Below are 19,424 nucleotides of genomic sequence, written 5' to 3'. Positions count from 1 at the left end.
GTCTCGGCAGCTGAACCAGCCTTACAGGGCAGTTCACTCGAGCCGAGCCGATCAGCGCCGACCGTTCGAGAAAGATGGTTTCACAAACCTGGCGGCCACGTGGGTATCGCCGCTGACAGGACCAGGCTGTGCGGCTCCTGAACCAACTGCAACATTGCCTGAACTGTTACCGCTCAACCGTTCAGAAGGGATTTTGCCCTCTTGCCCTTTAAAATAATGCGAAGAATCAATCCTCTGATTTTCACCGGTTCCGTAAAAGACAAAAGACGGCCATTGGCTATCGGCCTGTGATGGGGCGCCGAACGCGGGAGGACAAGCGCCGCAGAGCGCCGCTAGGACGACAAGAGATCTTCGCACGTCGACCGAAGCCTTCATAACGTGGCGACTGATAGCAAACATTGATCTTGGATACGTTAAACGGCACGCAAAGAATTTAATGACCGCTCGCCAATCGATCCTGGCGCAAACCCGACGAAAATCATGATTTGGTTTGCGCTTGGTCGCAGGCCAGCCTTTGACCGCAGAGCCCCCAATCACCATATCATCACTGCCAGATGACGATTGTCCTCCAAGAGGCGCAGTCATGATCGTTTCCATGGATTGCCGGCCAACGGTCCCCCGACGGGGCCCGATTGACGCCCTTTGCGACACTTGCCGCGGCCTTGCGCGATCGGAAGAGGTCGTGCCAACGGAGTGACGATCATGAACCCCATCACCTTGTTCCTCACCACGGTGTTCGCCCTTGCGGGCATCGGTCTCGGCGCCACAACGAGTCCGTGGCTCGGCGCGCCATTCATCATCGTCGCGCTGCTCATCGCAGCCTCACTGAAGATGGCCAACACCTGGCAGAAATTCGTCGTCCTGCGCGCGGGCAATCTGCAGGGCGTCAGGGGCCCCGGGCTGTTCCTGATCATTCCGGTCATCGACAATGTCGTCGCGGTGATCGACGAACGCATCCAGACCAGCGCCTTCAATGCCGAGCAGGCGCTGACCAAGGACACGGTGCCGGTCGATGTCGACGCGATCATCTTCTGGCATGTCCATGACGCACGCCAGGCGGCGCTCGAGATCACCAATTACCGCGAGGCGATCGACCGCGTCGCACAGACATCGCTGCGCGAGATGATCGGCTCGTCGATGCTGTCCTCGCTGTTGTCCGACCGCAAGGCGGCCGATGAGCATTTACGCGACGTCATAGGTCAGAAGACCGCCGAGTGGGGCGTCACGGTGATGTCGGTTGAGATCCGTGACGTGGCCATCCCCGTGGCGCTGCAGGATGCGATGTCGCGCCAGGCGCAGGCCGAGCGGGAGAAGCAGGCGCGTGTCATCCTCGGTTCCGCCGAGGCCGAGGTTGCAGGCAAGTTCGTCGAGGCAGCCAATATCTATGCCGGCCATCCCACCGCGCTGCAGCTGCGCGCCATGAACATCATCTACGAGACGACGAAGGAACGCGGCGCAACGATCCTGATTCCGACTGCCATGGTCGACAGCCTGAACCCGGCTGGCGCCCTTGTCCGCGCTGGTCAATCGGCAACGCCCAAGGGGACCGCGTAGCGCGCCTGAAGCGCGGGTGTGGTACGACTGCAAGTATCTTTTCGGGCAACGGGAGGAATTGCGATGAAGCATGCACGAAGCAAGATGGCATTTGCCGTTCTGGCCTTGGGATTGTTCCAGGGTCTCGGCGCGGCACAGGCCGAGCAGGTCAAAGCATCTGGCTGCGCAAGAGCCGGCACCGAAGCCGGTTGCATCATCCTGCAGGACGGCGACAAGACTTACGAGATTACCTCTGCCAGCCCGAAGCCGGCCATCGACACCTATGGAACCGTGACCGGCACCAGCAGCAGCAAAATGACTATCTGCATGGAGGGCAAGCCGCTCGAAGCCGCCGAATGGAAGCCGGATCCAACCAAGGCCTGCACCAACTAGAGCAGCGCAGTCGGCAGCGCCGCTCCCCTACTCCGGCGACGGCACTGGCGGCTAAAACGTAAGACAGCTCAAACGGTCAGAACTTATAGGCGACACCGATCCGCAGATCATGCGTCGTCAGCTCGATCGCATCCGGATTGAGGGGGGCGCCATTGAAGGTCGCGTGGCGCAGCGAGGTGTGGCTGCCGAAATCGGCAAACCGGTATTCGCCGCGAACCACCCAATTGTCGGTGACGGCATATTCTGCGCCGGCCCCCAGCGTATAGCCCGTGACCGTGTCCTTGACGTCGGCGTAAGGTGTACTGCCGGGAAGATCGACCGTGGTGTGCTTGTAGGATGCCACCGCCAGGCCGCCGGTGACAAAGGGCAGCCACCGATCCATCGCGTAACCAGCTCTCAGGCGCAGCGAGCCGACCGAATCCAGCTTGAGCACACCGCCGACCGTGGGATCGTCGACCCCGAGCGCCTGATACAGCGTGGTGTCCTTCACGCTTGCAAAGACGTAGTCGCCCTCGATACCCAGAACCAGCCCGCTGTCGAACTGATGGTTGAAGCCGGCATACAGTCCGCCGAAGCCACCGGACGGACTGTAACCCCAGCCGTAATTGTCGAAGCTGTCCGGCGCAAAGGTCTGCCCGACCCTTGCATTTCCCCAGGCATATCCGGCCTGTGCGCCAATATAGGCGCCGGACCAGCTGTAGGTGGCGCCGACAGGCAAGACCGCATTGGTATCCGCCGCGCATGCCATGCCGACAGGTGCGAAAAAGACCGCCATGGCGAGAAGAATGGTTTTCATCGTTTGTCTGCTGCCTCGAAACATCGCGTTTCCCCGCGCGCAAAAGGCCAGCGCGGGGTATTGCTCGGCCTGGCGGATCAGAACTTGTAGCTGAGCCCGACCCGGACATCGTGCGTCTGGAGATCGACGCTCGTCTCCGTCGGCAGACCGGCTGCCAACGAGAGGTCCTGGCTGCCGAAATCGGAGTAGCGATATTCGGCCCGCGCGATCCATCTGTCGGTGAAGGCATGCTCGATGCCGGCTCCAACGGTCCAGCCGACATGGCTCTCGTCGTGGAACGGTATTTCACCGCCAGCGCCGGCGCTGATCGCGGTCACTTCATATTTGGCCGCGGCCACGCCGGCGGTGATGTAGGGCAAGGTCCGGTCGAACGCATAGCCCGCCCGCAGCCGTGCCGATCCCTGCCATTTGAGTTCGCTCTTGAGCAATGTGGTGACGCCACCGCCGCCCGTGTCGACAGGTGTCAGTCCGTCGGCATTGCTGTAGGCGATGTCAGCCTCGGCGCCGATCACAAAGCTGTTCGCCATCTGGTAATTGGCACCGATATGGATGCCGCCGACAAAACCGTCCGGATCAAGCGGCACGTTGAGGTCGGATCCGCCGCCAAAGCCGCCGCCGGCGATGAAGAGATTGGATTTTCCAGCCACGTAACCGACGTCGACGCCGGCATAGAGGCCGGACCAGTCGTAGCCGGAAACGGGCGATGCCTCAGTGATATCTGCCGCGCACGCCATGCCGATCGGCGCGAGGATGAAGGCCGTAGCGAGTAGGATCGTTTTCATTGTTTGTCTGCCGCCCCAAGGGTTGTGGTCCCCGCCGCGAAAATGCCCCGCGGCGATCGAGCACCCGGTGTTGCATTGTCAGCCGGTGACGTCTTGGGCCGGGCCGCACTGGAATTGTCCTGGACGGCGATACAGCGCTTTCCTGATCGGTGTGGCGATTCAGCCGCAGTTGATTTGGCGTTCGACGGCACTGGGGCGCGAGACTACCTGGCGCTACTCGGCGTCGAGCCGAAACGGCGGCGGAAGCAGCGATTGAAATAGGACACGTCGGAGAAGCCGCTGAGCAGCGCGATCTCGCTGATGCGCATCCGGTCGTTGCGCCTGTCGGAAAGCATCCGGTGCGCCCTCTGCAGGCGCAATTCGAGAATGCGCTCGGCAAAGCTCACCCCGGTTTCCTGCAGGAGATCGTGGACATAACGCACGGAGAGCCGCAATTGCGAGGCAACGCTCTGCGCCGAAATGCCGGGATCGGCGAAATTGTCCCGCATCTTTTGCAGGATGGCCTGCAGCCTTGCCGCGCGCAGGCCACGCAGGCCCGCGAGTTCCGCGGCCTCGCCCTTGGCGCCGGTCGCCAGGCCGATCAGGTCGACGATGGTTTCGGTGGCATGGCCGACAAGATCGGGTGAGACCAGCGCCGGGCCAGCTTCCAGGAAACTGCAATAGCGCTTGAGCATGGCGAGCGCCTCATTATCTGCTCCGATGGTCAGCGCCAAACGGTCCTCGACATGCGTGAAGGCATTCTCCAGCACGATGCGCGGGAGCACCACATTGGCCCAGACATTGTTGTCGCCACCCGTCATCTGCAATGCCTCCGAAGCCGAGACCAGCGCGGCCTCGCCCTTGCCCACACGATAGTCGCGGCCGATCTGGGTGCCGCTGAGCACCGTATCGCCATTGTTGACCAGCAGCAGATAGCCATCACGGCCGTCGGCGGCGATGTTGCTCGCCTTGCGGCTGGCATGCCTGATGGTCCCGGCCATCTGCCCGAGCACCAGCGGCCCGACGGCCGTGGCCTCGATCGCGGCCTCGAACGACAGTTTCTCGGAAATCGTATATTCGACCGACCAGATTTCGGCGACGTGGATGTCCTGCCAGAGCGCGAACCGTGTGTGGTGGTCCAGATGCGGCGGCAGGTCGACCGATGAGAAGACATTCTTTTGCAAGGAACAACCAGACCTTTTTCACGCGCGCATAGTCACTTTGTTGTGCACCGTATTGGAGCAGATAACGATCTGTCCAGAGCTGGAAATACTTATGCGCCGCGCGACAATTTCATTGCTGTTTTAGACAAGAATTCGCCTGACCCTCATCGACATGATCAGTCCAGAAATACTCCGAGACGTGCAAAAAGCGGCGACCTTCCCGGGGCTCGCCAATCGCCGGACCCGAGCTTCCATGCACAGCGTCGGCCCCGACCACGCCGTCGTCATGAGCGAGGCTCGCTCGGGAAACTGCGTGGTTCTGGAAAGCCTACTCCGGCGAAGGCACCGGCGGCTTCGAGGTCAGCGCGGTGCCGGCGGCCGCGACAATGACGGCGGCGATGCCGGCCAGTTGCGGCAGGGTCAGGCTCTCGTGCAGGAACAGGAAGCCGGCCAGCGCGCCGAGCCCCGGCTCCAGGCAGGTCAGCGTGCCATAGATGCGGGCCGGCATGCGGGTCAGCGCCACCATCTCCAGGAAGAACGGCAGCGCGCTGGAAAACAGGCCGACGAGCAAGGCGCTGACCAGGATCGAGGGCGCGAGCAGGCCCATGCCCGCTTGCGCCACGCCGAAGGGCAGCGCCAGCACGGCGGCGATCGCCATGCCATAGGCGGTGGTGCGGGTGCCGAGCTCCGCACCCGCCTTCTGCGCGAGCACGATGTAGAGTGCCCAGAAGCCGCCGGCCGCGAGCGCCAGCATCACGCCCACGGGGTCGAGCGGCTGCAAAGAATGGATGAACGGCGACAACAGCACGATGCCGGCGACCGCCAGCGCTATCCAGGCAAAGTCGATGGCGCGCCGCGAGGCCAGCGTCGCCACCAGCAGCGGCCCGGAAAACTCGAGCGCCACGGCGACGCCGAGCGGAATCCTGGCAAGGGCTGCATAGAACAGAAGGTTGAGCGCGGCGAGCGTCACGCCGTAGGCGACCAGCCACGGCAAGGTGGCGCGCGTCGGCCGCATCTGCCAGGGCCGCAGCACCGCGATCAGCATCAATGCGCCGACGACCAGCCGCAGCGTCGTCGTGCCCTGCGCCCCGATCAGTGGGAACAGCGTCTTGGCGAAGGTGGCGCCGATCTGGATCGACACCATGGCCCCCATCAGTGCCGCGACGGGCAAGGGCGCCGCTTCGCGATGGGCAATTGGCGTCGATTTCACTTCTGTTCATCCTTCCCTGCCGTGCCAGGCACCCGCGCGACCGGCGGCATGGCTGGCAGCTATGGCTTTCCCGGGCAGGCCTGTCGTGAGGCACGGGAAAACAGTCGGCTGGGGCAAGCGCTGGGCCGGAAGTCGGGGAACACCCTTCCGGCGGCCATTCACGGCATTGGTTGGGGCTGCCCGCCTAAGCCGCTGCGGCCGAGCGCTTGAAGACGATGGTGACCCGCGTGCCCTCGCTGGCGCTCGAATTCACGTCGAATTCCGCCTTGGCGTTCTCGGTCAGCGAACGCGCGATCAGCGCGCCGAGCTTGCCGGGTTTGGGCCAGGTCTCGCCCTCCGGCAGGCCGATGCCGTCGTCGGCGATGACGATACGGCAGCCGTCGCCGTTGACGATGCTATGCAGCGTGATCGTGCCGCCGTCGCGCCCTTTGAAGGCATGCTTGAGCGCATTGGTCAAAAGCTCGTTCACCACCAGCCCGGTCGGCATGGCGACGTTGACCGACACCGGATAGGTATCGACCTTCATGTCGAGGCGAATGCCCTCGACCGCATGCGAGTTCATCACGGCCGACGCGATCTGGCTGAGATAGACGCCGAGATCGATCTCGTCCTTGTGATCGTCGCCCGACAGCGTCTGGTAAAGGATCGCCAGCGCGTCGACGCGGCCGGCCAGCCTCTCGAAACGCTTCTGGTCCGGCTCCGTCGCGTTGCGCGTCTCCAGCCGGATCAGCGCGGTGATCATCTGCAGATTGTTCTTCACCCGGTGCTGCAATTCGCGCAGCAGCGTGTCCTTCTCGCGCACGCGTTCCTCGACGGAGCCTGCATCCTCGGTCTCGCCATGGGCCGAGACGTCGACCAGCGCCACCAGCCGGAAGCAGACCTTGCCATTGTCGTCCTCGATGACGTTGGAATAGGCGTCGACGATCGCCGGCGTGTCCTGCGCCCGCTCCAGTCGGAACGTGCCGACGAAATCGGCATCCTCGACCAACGCTTCGGACAGCGCGCGGTCCTTTTGCCGGTGCAGGCCGGTGCCGGAAAGTGCCGCCCACTGCCTCTGGGCCAGTCTGGCCGCCTTCAGGCCTGACAGTTTCTCGAATTCCGGATTGGCATAGACGACGCGCTCCTTCGCGCCGAGGTCCGAAACGGCAATGGCGATCGGCACCTGGTCGAGGAATTTCTTGAACTGTTCGCTCTCCAGCGCGCTGGCAAGGTCCGGCGTATCGAGCAATTGCTCGACCGCTTCGGCCTTGTGTGTGTCGGATGTCATCGGCGGCGCCTGTGCTGTGCGTGGGCACCATCAGTATCAGCGATAGGGTGCGCCTGCCATCTCCAATGCATGAGGAGGCATTTTCGCGCGCCGGTCATCCGTGCGTTCAGCCGCTGAACGACACGCCCCTGCGGCGCATTCCCGCCTGCACGCCGCGCACGATCAGCCGGGACAGCATTTCCATGTCCCAGGGCATTCCCGGCCGCCAGACATCCAGCAGCAAGGCGATCGGGGCTTCATCGGCGTTGTTCATCACCTCGTGCGGGTAGGTGTCGTCCCACAGCATGCCTTCGCCGTCGGTGATCCGTTTCTCCTGATGGTTGATCATCATGATCGTTGCCGGGCGGCCATCGGCCTGCCGCGGGATGACCAGGCCAAGGTGAAACCGCATGATGCCGCGGAAGGGTCCGCGATGACTGGGGATGTGCTTGCGCGGCGCCAGGAACGAAACCGCCGCCGATTTGACTTCCGGGCATTCGGCGAGCAGGCGGCTGAGAACCGGCATCCGCGCGAGGTTCTCCGGCACCGCCATGTCATAGGCCTTGAGCACGAACATGCGCCAGTCGAGCCCGTCATTGGCCGAGATATCAGCCTGCTCCGGCATGATGTCGTGGAAGCGCGGGACCTTGCCCAGATGCACGCCAAGCGCTTCGTCGCGGATTTCGCGCCAGGCATCGGTGAATTTCGCAGCGTTCGGAAATTCCCTGTCGGCATCGAGGATCGCCGGCGCGTCTATTCGCCTTTCATAGACACGCCGGATCACATCGGATGCAAGATCGTAGGTATGGGACATCGCATTGCCTCCGCCACATTATAGACGGACGGCTACCGGTTTTGCTTACACATTTTGTTCACTGTGCCGTCATCGCCGCCGCCAGCCTTGGCCCGGCCTTGACGTCGACGATCTCGGGCTTTGAGCTGTCGACCGTGCCGTCCCAGCCACCGCCGAGCGCCTTGTTGAGGGCGATGTAGTTGGTCGCCAGAAGGACGCGGCTTTGCAGCAGTGAATCCTCGGCCGAGTAGAGCGAGCGCTGCGCGTCGAGCACGTCGAGCAGGCTGGTTTCGCCGGCCTTGTAGAGCGTGCCCTCGAGGTTCGCCGCCTCGCCATAGGATTTCGCCGACGCGGCAAGCTTGCCGATCCGGATGCGCTCCTGCGCCATCAGCACCAGCGCATTCTCGACATCCTCGAGCGCGGTCAGCACCGAGGCGCGGTAGGCGATGAAATACTGGTCGCGCTGCGCGCGAGCGACATCGGCGGCCGCCTGCAACTGGCCGGCATTGAACAGCGGCACGCTCAGCGTCGGCCCGAACGACCAGCCGATCGACGAATTCTTGCCGAGATCGCCGAGATTGAGCGCCGCCGTGCTGATGTTTCCCGTCAGGCTGACCGAGGGATAGCGCGCCGCCTCGGCCTGGCCGACCTTGGCGGTGTATTGCGCGTATTGCCGCTCGGCCATGCGCACATCCGGGCGCGACAAAAGGATGTCGGCGGGAATCCCGGTCGGCATCGGCAGGCGCGGTGACGGGATCGGCTTGCTGCGCTTCAGCCGCTGGGCGAGTGCTGCCGGCGGCCGGCCGGTGAGCACCGACAGACGATGCACCGCCTCGGCATAGCTTGCCTCCAGTGTCGGCACCGAGGCCTCGGTGCTGGCCGCCTGTCCCATCGCCTTGGCGACGTCGGCCGCCGTTGCCGATCCTGCCAGCAACATGGTGCGGGTGAGTTCGGCGGTCTGCCGCTGCGATACGGCCGAACGCCGGGCCAGCGCGATGCGGGCCTGGTAACCGCGCGCCTGGGTGTAATAGGACGCGACATCGCCGACCAGGGTCAGCAGTGTCGAACGCAATTCCTCTTGCGCCGCGTCGACGCCGTAGCGAGCGGCTTCGACGCCCCTGCGGTTGGCGCCGAACAGGTCGAGTTCCCAACTGGCGTCTAAGCCGGACTGGTATTCTGCGTAGATGGAATTGGTGCCCGATGTGGTCGCGGCCGACTTGTTGCGGGTGACCGAGCCGGAACCGTCCACGGATGGCAGCAATGCGCCGGCGCTCTGGCGATAGCTGGCGCGCGCCTCGCGGATCTTGGCCTTGGCGGTGGCGACGTCGAGATTGCCGGCGACGGCTTCCTCGACAAGCGTGTTGAGCTGCGGATCGCGCAGGCGCTGCCACCATTGCGACAATTGCGCCGGCTGGACGGATTTCGTCGGTTTCTCACTGCTCCAGTTTGCCGGCATCGGCAGGATGGGCATCCGATAGTCGGGGCCGACGACGCATCCGCTGAGCAACACAGCCGTAATCATGGGCACAATGAGCCGCCCCGCGGCCACTGGGCCACGTTCAAAACCTGTCATGGAAAGTTTCCTTATTGCTGGTTGGCCGTCGCCGGCTTCTCGTCGCTGCCCTGCCCAGAATCTTGTTTGGCCGCGCCGCCCTTGAAGATGCGCCGCACCGTGACGAACAGCAGCGGTACCAGGAAGACGCCGATCACCGTCGCCGCGATCATGCCGCCCATGACGCCGATGCCGACCGAGTTCTGCGCGCCGGAGCCAGCGCCGCTGGCGATGGCGAGCGGCGTGACGCCGAGGATGAAGGCCAGCGACGTCATCAGGATCGGGCGCAATCGTTGTCGCGCCGCCTCCAGCGTCGCCTCGACCAGCCCCATGCCGGCGGCCTGCCGCTCGATGGCGAACTCGACGATCAGGATGGCGTTCTTCGAGGCCAGGCCGATCGTGGTCAGCAGGCCGACCTTGAAATAGACGTCGTTGGTCTGGCCGAAGAGTGTCGCCGCCGCCAGCGCGCCGAAGATGCCGATCGGCACCGACAGCATGACCGCGAACGGGATCGACCAGCTCTCATAAAGTGCCGCCAGGCACAGGAACACGACCAGCGCCGAAATCGCATAGAGCGACAGCGCCTGGTTGCCCGAAAGCCGTTCCTGGTGCGACAGGCCGGTCCATTCATGCGAATATCCGGCAGGCAGTTGCGCGACGAGCTTGTCGATCTCGTCCATCGCCGCACCGGAGCTCACGCCCGTGGCCGCCGCGCCCTGGATCTCGACCGCCGCCGAGCCATTGTAGCGTTCAAGCCGGGGCGAGCCGAATGTCCAGTGGCTGGAGGTGAAGGCCGAGAACGGCACCATGGCGCCGCTGGCATTGCGAACCTGCCATTTGTCCAGATCTTCCGGTTGCATGCGGAAGTTCGCGTCCGACTGCATATAGACCGGCTTCACCCGCCCGCGGTCGATGAAGTCGTTGACGTAGTCGCTGCCCCAGGCGCTCGACAGCGTGTTGTTGATGTCGGCGAGGCTGACGCCGAGCGCGCTGGCCTTTTCCTGGTCGATGTCGATCGAGAATTGCGGCTGGTCCTCCTGGCCGTTGGGGCGCGTGTTGGCGAGCAGCTTGCTCTGCGCGGCAAGACCCAGAAGCTGGTTGCGCGTCTGGATCAGCGCATCATGGCCGGCGCCGTTGACGTCCTGCAGGTAGAAATCGAAGCCGTTGGTGTTGCCAAAACCCTGGATCGCGGGCGGGGCAAGCGCGAAGACCTGCGCGTCCCTGATCTTGCGGAAGGCACCCATGGCACGGCCGGCGACCGCTTGCGCCGCCAGGGCCGGCGATGAGCGCTGGCTGAATTCCTTCAGCGGCACGAAAGCGATGCCGACATTCTGCCCGGCACCGCCGAAGCCGAAGCCGGAAGCGGTGAAGACGCCCTGGACAGCGTCCTTTTCCTCCTTGAGATAGTGGTCGGTCACCTCGGCCAGGACACGCTCGGTGCGGTCCTGCGTCGCGCCAACCGGCAGCGACACGCTGGTGATCAGGATGCCCTGGTCCTCTTCCGGCAGGAACGAGCTCGGCAGCCGGGCAAACATCCAGCCCATGGCGACGACGATGGCGAGGAACACGGCGAGAAAGCGCCAGGACCGGTTGATGATGCCGTGCGAGCCGTCGCGATAGGCCGTCGTGCCGCGGTCGAAGACGCGGTTGAACCAGCCGAACGGGCCGGTCTGCGTGGCATGATCCTTGGGCCGCCGCAGGATGGTGGCGCACAGCGCCGGCGTCAGCACAAGTGCTACCAGCACCGACAGCACCATGGCCGAGACGATGGTCACCGAAAACTGCCGGTAGATGATGCCGGTCGAGCCACCGAAGAAGGCCATCGGCACGAACACCGCCGACAGCACGGTGGCGATGCCGACCAGCGCGCCGGTGATCTCGTTCATCGATTTTCGCGTCGCCTCCTTCGGCGACAGATCTTCCTCCTGCATGACGCGTTCGACATTCTCGACGACGACGATAGCGTCGTCGACCAGCAGGCCGATGGCCAGCACCATGGCGAACATGGTCAGCGTGTTGACCGAATAGCCGAACAGCGACAACACGCCGAACGTGCCGAGCAGCACCACCGGCACGGCGATGGTCGGGATGATCGTTGCCCGCAGATTCTGCAGGAAGATGAACATCACCAGGAACACCAGCACGATCGCCTCGGCCAGCGTCTTGACCACCTCCTCGATCGACAGCCGCACGAAGGGCGAGGTGTCGTAGGGGTAGACGACCTCGACACCTTGCGGGAAGGTCGAGCTCAGCCGGTTGATCGTCGTGCGCACCGCTTCCGCCGTGCTGATGGCGTTGGCGCCGGTCGCCAGGTTGACGGCAACGCCGGCCGCCGGCTGGCCATTGTATCTGGCCTGCGTGGTGTAGCTTTCGGCACCGAGCTCGACGGTGGCGACGTCGTTGAGACGGACCAGCGAGCCGTCCGTCTGGCTCTTCAGGATGATGTTGCGGAACTGCTCGGCGGTCTGCAGCCGGCTCTTCGCCGTCACCGTGGCGTTGAGCTGCTGGCCCTTGCGTTGCGGCATGCCGCCGAGCTGGCCGGCCGAAACCTGCGTGTTCTGCGCCTCGATCGCCGAAGCCACGTCGCTCGGCATCAGCGTGTATTTGGCGAGCTTGTCGGGATCGAGCCAGATGCGCATGGCATAGCTGGAGCCGAACAGCTGCGTCGAGCCGACGCCTTCGACGCGCTTCAGCGTGTCGTTGATGGTCGAGTCGACATAGTCGGCAAGATCGGTCGAGTTCATCTTGCCGTCGCTGGAGACGAAGCCGATGACCATCAGGAAGCCGGTCGAGGATTTCGAGACGGTGATGCCGTTGCTCTGCACCACCTGCGGCAGTTGCGACTGGACCAGCTGCAGCTTGTTCTGCGTCTGCACCTGGGCGGTGTCGGGATCGGCCGCACTGGTGAAGGTCAGCGTGATCGTGGCCGCACCGGTCGAGGTCGAGGTCGCCGTCATGTAGTCGAGATTGTCGATGCCGGTCATGCCTTGCTCGATGACCTTGGTCACCGAGTTCTCGACCGTCGATGCATCGGCGCCCGGATAGTTGGCGCTGATGTTAACCGTGGTCGGCGCGATCTGCGGATATTGCGAGATCGGCAGCGTGCTGAGCGCCAAGAGTCCACCCAGCATGATCACGATGGCGATCACCCAGGCGAAGATCGGCCGGTTGATGAAGAATGCTGACATTGCTCAGTTCCCGGCCGAGGCGCCTTGCGCCGGTTTTTGGCCACTATCGGCCACCGCTGTGGAAGATGCGGACGAAGACGTTTGCGCCCGGTCCTTCACCTCGCCGGTCGTCTCGTCGATCGTCACTTCGACGCCGGTCGCATCGCCGCCGGGGCGGACCAGCTGCAGGCCCTCGACGATGACGCGGTCGCCGTCGCCGACGCCCGAATCCACCAGCCAGTTGTTGCCGACGCTGTTGCGCACGGTGAGCACACGCGTCTCGACCTTGCCCTGCGCGTTGATCACCATGGCGGTCGCCTCGCCCTTGGTGTTGCGGGTGACGCCGCGCTGCGGCACCAGGAAACTGTTCTGGGCGACGCCCTCCTCGACCAGCGCCCGCACATACATGCCCGGCAGAAGCAGCCGATCGGGATTGGGGAATTCGGCCCTCAGCGCGAAAGTACCCGTCGTCTGGTCGACATTGGCGCCGGCGAATTCCAACTTGCCGGTCTGCGTGTAGATGGTTCCGTTCTCGAGCTTCAGCTTGACGCTGACATTGGGGCCGCTGAACTTCAGCCGGCCCTCATTGATCGCCTGGCGCAGATTGAGCAAATTGGTGCTCGACTGCGTGACGTCGACATTGATCGGATCGAGCGAACGGATGGTGGTGAGCAAGGTGTCCTGATTGGCGGTAACCAGGGCGCCTGGCGTCAGCGATGACTTGTCGATGCGGCCGGCGATCGGCGCGGTGATCTTGGTGTAGTCGAGATTGATGCGCGCGGTTTCGACACTGGCCTTGGCGGATGCCACATCCGCATTGGCCTGCGCCAGTGTTGCCGCGGCATCGTCATAATCCTGTTTGGAAACAACGTTCTGCTTCAACAAGCCGGCATAGCGGTCGAACTTGGCCTGCGCCGTCGGCACCGCCGCTTCGGCCTTCTGCTGGGCTGCCTGCGCACTGTCATAAGATGCCTGGTAGCTCGCCGGATCGATGAGGTAGAGCGGCTGCCCGACCACCACCTCGCTGCCCTCCTTGAAGAGGCGCGCCTGGATGATGCCGTTGACCTGCGGGCGCACATCGGCGGTGAGCGAGGCTGACGTGCGTCCCGGCAGCTCGGCCGTGATCGCCACCGACTGCGGATGCAGCGTGACTATGCCTACTTCCGGCTTGCTTGCACCGGCCATGCCGGCGGGAGCTTTGCTCCCCTCCTGCGAACAGGCCGCCAGAATAACAGTGGCGGCAAGCGCTGCGGCCCAGGGCGCGGGCCGGCGTGCCGGCAGGGAAGACGGGCTAGACTGGATAGACATGGGCTGGATGATCTTTCGCTGGAGTTGCGGTCGCCGTCTGGCTGTCGGGATCGGATCGTTCCACCAGCAGCCGGGCGAGATGCCGGCCGAGGAAGCGCTGGATGTCGTCCATGAAGGTATAAACGACCGGAACGTAGACGAGGCTGAGCACGGTCGAGGAGATGAGCCCGCCGATCACGGCGATCGCCATCGGCGCCCGCGTCTCGGCGTCGGCGCCGATGCCGAGCGCGATCGGCAACATGCCGGCGCCCATGGCGATCGATGTCATGACGATGGGCCGTGCCCGCTTGCGGGCGGCGTCGAGCAGTGCGTCGAAGCGGCTCATGCCACGCTCCTTCTGCGCGACCAGTGCGTACTCGACAAGCAAGATCGAGTTCTTGGCCGCGATGCCCATCAGCATCAATATCCCGATCAGCGGCGATATGCCAAGCGCCTTGCCGGTAATCAGCATGAAGCCGAGCGCGCCGCCGACCGACAGCGGCAGCGCGACCAGGATGGTCACCGGCTGCACGAAGCCGCGGAACAGCAGCACCAGTGTCAGGTACATCAGGAGGATGCCGGCGGCGATCGCGGTGGCGAAGCCGGAAAACAGCTCCTGCATGCGCTGGGCGTCGCCGCGCGCCAGTTCTTGCACGCCTGCGGGCAGGTTGCGCATTGCCGGCAAGGCATGGATGGCCTCGGTCGCCTGGCCGAGCGTCAGGCCGGAAAGATCCGCCTCGACAGTGGCGCTGCGGCTGCGCCCCACCCTTGTGATGCTGTTTGGCCCGGCATTGAAGCCGATATCGGCGACGGAGCCGAGCGGCACGGTGCCCCTGCTACCTATCAGCGGCAGGACGGCCAGTTTCGCCGGATCGTCGATGGCGCCGTCAGGCAAGGTGACCACAACGGACACCTGGCGGTCGCCGAGATTGAACTTGGCCAGGCTGGTGTCCGTGTCGCCGATTGTGGCGATCTTGACCGTCGACGCGATCTCGGTCGGTGTCACGCCAAGCTCGGCCGCCCTGGCGCTGTCGGGGCGCACGATCAACTCCGGCTTGGTCGTCGCCGCCGTCGAGGTCGGGTTGATGAGGCCGGGCACCGACTTCATTCCATCGATCAGCATGTCGCTGGCCTTCTGCAGGGCATCGCCATCGTCGCCGACCAGCGTGATCGCCACCTTGGCGCCGGCAAAGCCGTCGGCGCCGAACTGGATGCGCGCGCCCGCAATATCGTTGAGCTTCGGTGACGCCTCGGCCTCGAACTGCTGCTGGCTGACATTGCGCTCGCCGCGCGGCTTCAGATTGACGGTGACGTTGGCGCTGCGCACCTCGGCGGAGGTCGACCCGCGGTTCGGTCCGCCGCCAGAGGCGGCCGCGGTGCCGATGGTGGCGAAGATGCTGTCGACGGCCGGCTCATCCTTGAGGCGCTTCGTGATGTCCTGGACGACGGCCGTCGTCTGTTCGATCGTCGACCCCGGCTGCAGCTCGACCGAGATCATCGAGCGGCCACGATCGGTCGCCGCCATGAATTCGGTCGGTAGTTTCGTCGCCAGCGCCAGCGAACCGGCGAAGAAGGCGATGCCGGCGACGAGCGTGATCCAGCGATGGTCGAGCGCCTTGCGCAGCAGCCAGAGATAGGTCGGTACCCAGGCCGGCAGATCGTCCTCGCTGTGGCCGCCAGCGCGCACCAGATAGGCGCCCATCAGCGGTGTCAGCATGCGCGCCACCAGCAGCGAAAACAGCACCGACACGCAGACGGCAACGGCAAACGAGAAGAAAAATTTCCCGGGAATGCCGGGCATGAAGGCGACCGGCAGGAACACCGCCACGATCGTCGCCGTGGTCGCCACCACGGCAAGCCCGATCTCGTCGGCGGCCTCGATCGCCGCCTGGTAGGCGCTGGCGCCGGTCTGGCGCATGTGGCGCACAATGTTCTCGATCTCGACTATGGCGTCGTCGACGAGGATGCCGACCACCAGCGACAAAGCAAGCAAGGTGATGTTGTTGAGCGAGATGTCGAACGCCGCCATGACAGCGAAGGTCGGGATCAAGGACAGCGGCATGGCGACCGCCGACACCAGCGTCGCCCTGATGTCGCGCAGGAACAGCCAGACGACGCCGATGGCGAGCAGCGCGCCGAGCCACAGCGCCTCGAATGCGGCGTCATAGCTTTCCTGCACGAAGCCGGAGGATGAGGTGACTTCAGTGAATTTCGCGGTGTCGGTCTTGGCGCTGATGCTCGCGATCGCAGATCGCGCAGACTTGACCACGTCGATCTCGCTCGACCCGACCGACCTGTAGACGTTGAAGGCAACGACCTGCCGGCCGTCGAGATAGGCGGCCTGGCGCGGCTTTTCCCAGCTGTCGACCACCCTGCCGAGATCCGAGAGCTTGACGCCGCCGGCGCCCGACAGCGCGATGCGGGTGTCGGCCAGCGCCTCGACGGTGCCGGCGCTGGCCAGCGTGCGCACCGACTGCTCCTGGCCACCGACGCTGGTGCGGCCGCCCGGCTGGTTGACATTGTTGGAGGCAAGCGTCTGGCTGACATCGCCGGCGCTGATGCCGAGTGCGGCCAGACGGTCCGGATCAAGTTCGACGCGGATGACCCGGTCGACGCCGCCCGAGCGGGTGATCTTGGAGACGCCGTCGACGCCGAGCAGCGCCTTGGCGACATCATTGTCGATGTACCAGCTCAGCGCGTCCGGCGACATCGAGGGCGCCTCGACGACATAGGTCAGCACCGAATTGCCGGTCGCGTTCATCTTGGCCACGACAGGCGTCTGCGCGGCCGCCGGCAGGCTCGATTGCACTTCGGACACGGCGTTGCGGACATCGTTGGTGGCGGTCTCGGGATCGGTGCCGAGGGTGAACTCGACCGTGGTGACGGACGAGCCCTCGCTGATCGAGGTCGAGACGTCGTCGACGCCTTCGAGCGTCGCCACGGCGTTCTCGACCACCCGCGCCACCTGCACTTCCATTTCTGAGGGTGCCGCGCCCGGCTGCGAGACGGTGACGGTGACCGTCGGCAGGTCGATGTCGGGCATGTTGTTGGTGCGCAGTTGCATGAAGCCGTAAAGGCCAGCAATGGTCAGCGACAGGAACAAAACGATGGTCGGCACCGGGTTGCGGATCGACCAGGAGGAAATGGCGTTCATCGCGCTGCCTCCGTCATCTTGCCGGCGGCGTCGGTGCCCGCTTGCGCGTCAGTGATACGCACCAGGTTGCCATCGCTGAGGAAGCCGGCGCCGGCGACAACGACGCTGTCGCCTTCCGACAGCCCGCTTTCGATGGCGACGCGGCCGTTCCGGTGCGCGCCGGTGGTGACCGCGCGTGCGGCGGCCTTGCCGGCGGCGTCGACCACGAAGACAACAGGCTTGCCGTCCTGCCAGACCAGAGCGGACTCGGCGACGCTGAGCCTTTGCGAGGCCGCTCCCGCGATAGACACACGAGCGAACATGCCCGGCTTCAGGCCCGAGCCTTCGCCGATCGCGACATAGACGGTGGCGAGCCGCGTCGTCGAGCTGACCGTCTCAGCGATCGAAGAGACGCTGCCGGCAAAAGTCCGGCCCGAGGCGTCGACGACGCTTGCCGCCTGCCCGATCGAGACCATTGGCAGGTCCTTTTCGGGGACAAGCACGCCGACCTCCAGCCTGCCGTCGCGGATGATCTTCATCAGCTCGGTGCCGGCCTGGACGATCGAGCCGGCAACCGCCGGCCGGCTGGAGACGATGCCGTCGAAGGGCGCTCGGATGGTCGCCTGGTCGAGCTCGGCCTGCAGCCTGTCAGCGGCGGCCCTGGCCTGCTCGAGCGAGGCCCGGCCGGTCTTGACGGCGGTCGCCTTGTCTTCCGCCGTCTCGGCGCTGATTGCCTTGCTGGCCAGCAGCCTGTCGGCGCGGCCGGCAGCGGATACGGCGCTGTCCAGCGTCGCCTGCGCCTGGTCGACCGCGGCCTTCTGCTCCGCCAGCTGTGCCTTGAGCACCGAGGCGTCGAGCCGGGCGACGACATCGCCGGCCCGCACATGGTCGCCTTCGCCAACCAGCACTTCGGTCAATTTGAGGCTGGAGGTCTCGGCGCCGACAGTCGCTTCCTGCCAGGCAGCGACGGTGCCGGTGGCGCTGATCGACGAGGCGACCGCCTCGGAGCGAACCTTTTCGACCGCAACCGTCAGGCTGGCCCGCAGCGCGGCAAGAGCCTGTGCGGCGGGCTCGACTGTCGAGCGGCCATAGGCGCTCAGCGCCGCCATGGCGACCAGGACGATCAGCACGCCGGCCAGCACAAGATAGGTCTTACGCGATCTTGCGGTCATGATGTCCGTGGCCGTTGGGGCGGTCCGAGACCGGCAGCGACAGGCGCCAGGCGACAAAGTGCAAGCGCACCGCGCCCTTCAGCGTGTCGGCGGGCAACGCCGCCGGCACGGCGGCATGGTTGGCACGCTGGCCGAGCGAGAGTGTTAGGCTCATCGATGCGATCAGCCGCAGCATCATCATGGCTTCCCACATTGCCGCGCTTCCATTTTGGATGATTGAACGGTGGGATGGCGGACATGGCCGCCATCCCTGAAAAAACCGGCCGGCCCGAGAACGGGTTGGACACCGGGCCGGCCGGCGCAGCCGAAGGGAGCTGTCAGCCATTCCCGGGCTGGGGTGGCGGAAGCTGTCCGCCCTGGTCGGGCGGACCTCCAGGTCCGGCTGCATCTTCCGGCGGGCCGCCCCAGGGACCGGGGGGTGGTCCGTGGGGGCGTTCCGCCGAAGCCAGGATTTCGAGCTGTTCGGGCGTGAGCTTGGTGCGCAGCTCGGCGATCGCGTCCTTCAGCTTGGCGGCCGAAGCCGCGCGAGCCGTGACGTCATCGGCCAGCCTTTCCTGGAAGGCGAAGGGATCAGGCTTGCCGCCCGGGCCGGCATCGGGGCCCTTGGCCTCGGGCTCACCAGGGCCGGGGCCACCAGTGCCACCGGGACCACGATCATGCCGTGGCGGCGAGAGCACCGCCTGCAATGCGCTGGTGTAGTCGCGCCAGGCGTCGAGCTGTTCGCTGCGGATGCCGACGCGCGTCTCCAGCGCCGCCAGCCGGGCAGCCAGCATGAACTCCGGTGGCGGTCCCATGCGGTGCGGGCCGAAGCCTTCCGGTCCCTGCGGACCAAAACCGTGCGGACCAGGCCGCATCGGCCCATGCGGCCCATTCTGGCCGAACCAGGGCATCGGGCCATGGTCCGGTCCATCCTGGGCGATGACCGGGGGCTCGCCGGCGCCGGCATCGGGCTGTGCCGCCAGCACGGGGTGGATTGCGGCGACGGAAAACAGGCCGAGCGCAAGAAGTCTGCTTCGCATGACGGTGTTCCTTTCTCTCATGCATCGGACAGCCATGAGGATAGGAAGCCTGTTTGTCTGCTTCGCGTCGGCATGTTGCCGAAGGTTTCCGCAAAGCGGCAATTTGTTTCCGAACGTTTCTGGCGGCCCGTTGGAAACATTGCGTTGCAATTTTCCATGCCGCTGGCGCGCGCGCTCCCTATAATTAGCGCCAAGCAAG

16 protein-coding genes are annotated in these 19,424 nt (G+C 64.9%); 2 read left to right on the top strand and 14 right to left on the bottom strand.

Annotated elements, in window-relative coordinates:
- Nucleotides 1-51 precede the first annotated feature (51 nt).
- The gene (locus tag AC56QX_RS17075; protein ID WP_497117560.1) at nt 52-597 is read right to left on the bottom strand and encodes a hypothetical protein; all 546 of its coding nucleotides are present in this window, start codon (nt 595-597) and stop codon (nt 52-54) included.
- A 105-nt stretch (nt 598-702) separates the two neighbouring features.
- On the opposite strand from AC56QX_RS17075, the gene AC56QX_RS17070 reads away from it, so the two are divergent.
- Both AC56QX_RS17070 and AC56QX_RS17065 read left to right on the top strand, forming a co-directional pair.
- Complete coding sequence (locus tag AC56QX_RS17070; protein ID WP_497117559.1) at nt 703-1,554, top strand: slipin family protein; 852 nt, start codon at nt 703-705, stop codon at nt 1,552-1,554.
- Nucleotides 1,555-1,617: 63 nt separating this feature from the next.
- Complete coding sequence (locus tag AC56QX_RS17065; RefSeq protein WP_497117557.1) at nt 1,618-1,926, top strand: hypothetical protein; 309 nt, start codon at nt 1,618-1,620, stop codon at nt 1,924-1,926.
- Between the two features lie 76 nt (nt 1,927-2,002).
- On the opposite strand, the gene AC56QX_RS17060 is transcribed toward AC56QX_RS17065, so the two are convergent.
- The 13 genes from AC56QX_RS17060 to AC56QX_RS17000 form a co-directional block, all read right to left on the bottom strand.
- Nucleotides 2,003-2,722: an outer membrane protein gene (locus AC56QX_RS17060; RefSeq protein WP_497117556.1), complete on the bottom strand. Its 720-nt coding sequence runs from the start codon at nt 2,720-2,722 to the stop codon at nt 2,003-2,005.
- A 77-nt stretch (nt 2,723-2,799) separates the two neighbouring features.
- Nucleotides 2,800-3,504, bottom strand: a complete 705-nt coding sequence (locus tag AC56QX_RS17055; RefSeq protein ID WP_497117554.1) for an outer membrane protein — start codon at nt 3,502-3,504, stop codon at nt 2,800-2,802.
- A 203-nt stretch (nt 3,505-3,707) separates the two neighbouring features.
- Entirely contained in the window at nt 3,708-4,667 is a 960-nt protein-coding gene (locus AC56QX_RS17050) for an AraC family transcriptional regulator (protein WP_497117553.1), read from the bottom strand.
- Between the two features lie 307 nt (nt 4,668-4,974).
- Nucleotides 4,975-5,856 (bottom strand): EamA family transporter, encoded by an 882-nt coding sequence (locus AC56QX_RS17045; protein WP_497117552.1) that lies wholly within the window; start codon nt 5,854-5,856, stop codon nt 4,975-4,977.
- Between the two features lie 184 nt (nt 5,857-6,040).
- A complete protein-coding gene (locus tag AC56QX_RS17040) occupies nt 6,041-7,123 on the bottom strand; it encodes a sensor histidine kinase (protein WP_497117551.1) in 1,083 nt (360 codons plus the stop codon).
- 106 nt (nt 7,124-7,229) lie between these two features.
- On the bottom strand, nt 7,230-7,916 hold the full coding sequence (locus AC56QX_RS17035) for an aspartyl/asparaginyl beta-hydroxylase domain-containing protein (protein ID WP_497117549.1): 687 nt from the start codon (nt 7,914-7,916) through the stop codon (nt 7,230-7,232).
- A gap of 58 nt (nt 7,917-7,974) precedes the next feature.
- Complete coding sequence (locus AC56QX_RS17030) at nt 7,975-9,468, bottom strand: efflux transporter outer membrane subunit (protein ID WP_497117547.1); 1,494 nt, start codon at nt 9,466-9,468, stop codon at nt 7,975-7,977.
- 11 nt (nt 9,469-9,479) lie between these two features.
- Entirely contained in the window at nt 9,480-12,635 is a 3,156-nt protein-coding gene (locus tag AC56QX_RS17025) for an efflux RND transporter permease subunit (RefSeq protein ID WP_497117545.1), read from the bottom strand.
- Nucleotides 12,636-12,638: 3 nt separating this feature from the next.
- A complete protein-coding gene (locus AC56QX_RS17020) occupies nt 12,639-13,922 on the bottom strand; it encodes an efflux RND transporter periplasmic adaptor subunit (protein ID WP_497117544.1) in 1,284 nt (427 codons plus the stop codon).
- Nucleotides 13,906-17,055, bottom strand: a complete 3,150-nt coding sequence (locus AC56QX_RS17015; protein WP_497117542.1) for an efflux RND transporter permease subunit — start codon at nt 17,053-17,055, stop codon at nt 13,906-13,908. Before AC56QX_RS17015 ends, AC56QX_RS17020 begins: the two co-directional genes overlap by 17 nt.
- On the bottom strand, nt 17,052-18,206 hold the full coding sequence (locus AC56QX_RS17010; RefSeq protein WP_497117540.1) for an efflux RND transporter periplasmic adaptor subunit: 1,155 nt from the start codon (nt 18,204-18,206) through the stop codon (nt 17,052-17,054). Before AC56QX_RS17010 ends, AC56QX_RS17015 begins: the two co-directional genes overlap by 4 nt.
- Nucleotides 18,187-18,399, bottom strand: coding sequence for a hypothetical protein (locus AC56QX_RS17005; RefSeq protein ID WP_497117539.1), 213 nt, complete (start codon nt 18,397-18,399; stop codon nt 18,187-18,189). Before AC56QX_RS17005 ends, AC56QX_RS17010 begins: the two co-directional genes overlap by 20 nt.
- Nucleotides 18,400-18,523: 124 nt before the next feature.
- Nucleotides 18,524-19,225 carry a hypothetical protein gene (locus tag AC56QX_RS17000; protein WP_497117537.1) on the bottom strand — a complete coding sequence of 234 codons (702 nt, stop codon included), beginning with the start codon at nt 19,223-19,225 and terminating at the stop codon, nt 18,524-18,526.
- Nucleotides 19,226-19,424: the final 199 nt, after the last annotated feature.

Source organism: Mesorhizobium sp. RCAM 06353 (assembly GCF_059683585.1).
Note: the sequence above shows the minus strand (reverse complement) of the source record. Positions and strands in the feature narration are given on the sequence as shown.

Bases quoted from the DNA above. Each gene is read 5' to 3' on its own strand.
- AC56QX_RS17020 (WP_497117544.1), bottom strand. From the start codon at position 13,922: ATGTCTATCCAGTCTAGCCCGTCTTCCCTGCCGGCACGCCGGCCCGCG.
- AC56QX_RS17065 (WP_497117557.1), top strand. From the start codon at position 1,618: ATGAAGCATGCACGAAGCAAGATGGCATTTGCCGTTCTGGCCTTGGGA.
- AC56QX_RS17035 (WP_497117549.1), bottom strand. From the start codon at position 7,916: ATGTCCCATACCTACGATCTTGCATCCGATGTGATCCGGCGTGTCTAT.
- AC56QX_RS17025 (WP_497117545.1), bottom strand. From the start codon at position 12,635: ATGTCAGCATTCTTCATCAACCGGCCGATCTTCGCCTGGGTGATCGCC.
- AC56QX_RS17070 (WP_497117559.1), top strand. From the start codon at position 703: ATGAACCCCATCACCTTGTTCCTCACCACGGTGTTCGCCCTTGCGGGC.
- AC56QX_RS17000 (WP_497117537.1), bottom strand. From the start codon at position 19,225: ATGCGAAGCAGACTTCTTGCGCTCGGCCTGTTTTCCGTCGCCGCAATC.
- AC56QX_RS17060 (WP_497117556.1), bottom strand. From the start codon at position 2,722: ATGAAAACCATTCTTCTCGCCATGGCGGTCTTTTTCGCACCTGTCGGC.
- AC56QX_RS17005 (WP_497117539.1), bottom strand. From the start codon at position 18,399: ATGTGGGAAGCCATGATGATGCTGCGGCTGATCGCATCGATGAGCCTA.
- AC56QX_RS17030 (WP_497117547.1), bottom strand. From the start codon at position 9,468: ATGACAGGTTTTGAACGTGGCCCAGTGGCCGCGGGGCGGCTCATTGTG.
- AC56QX_RS17055 (WP_497117554.1), bottom strand. From the start codon at position 3,504: ATGAAAACGATCCTACTCGCTACGGCCTTCATCCTCGCGCCGATCGGC.
- AC56QX_RS17015 (WP_497117542.1), bottom strand. From the start codon at position 17,055: ATGAACGCCATTTCCTCCTGGTCGATCCGCAACCCGGTGCCGACCATC.
- AC56QX_RS17010 (WP_497117540.1), bottom strand. From the start codon at position 18,206: ATGACCGCAAGATCGCGTAAGACCTATCTTGTGCTGGCCGGCGTGCTG.
- AC56QX_RS17075 (WP_497117560.1), bottom strand. From the start codon at position 597: ATGGAAACGATCATGACTGCGCCTCTTGGAGGACAATCGTCATCTGGC.
- AC56QX_RS17040 (WP_497117551.1), bottom strand. From the start codon at position 7,123: ATGACATCCGACACACACAAGGCCGAAGCGGTCGAGCAATTGCTCGAT.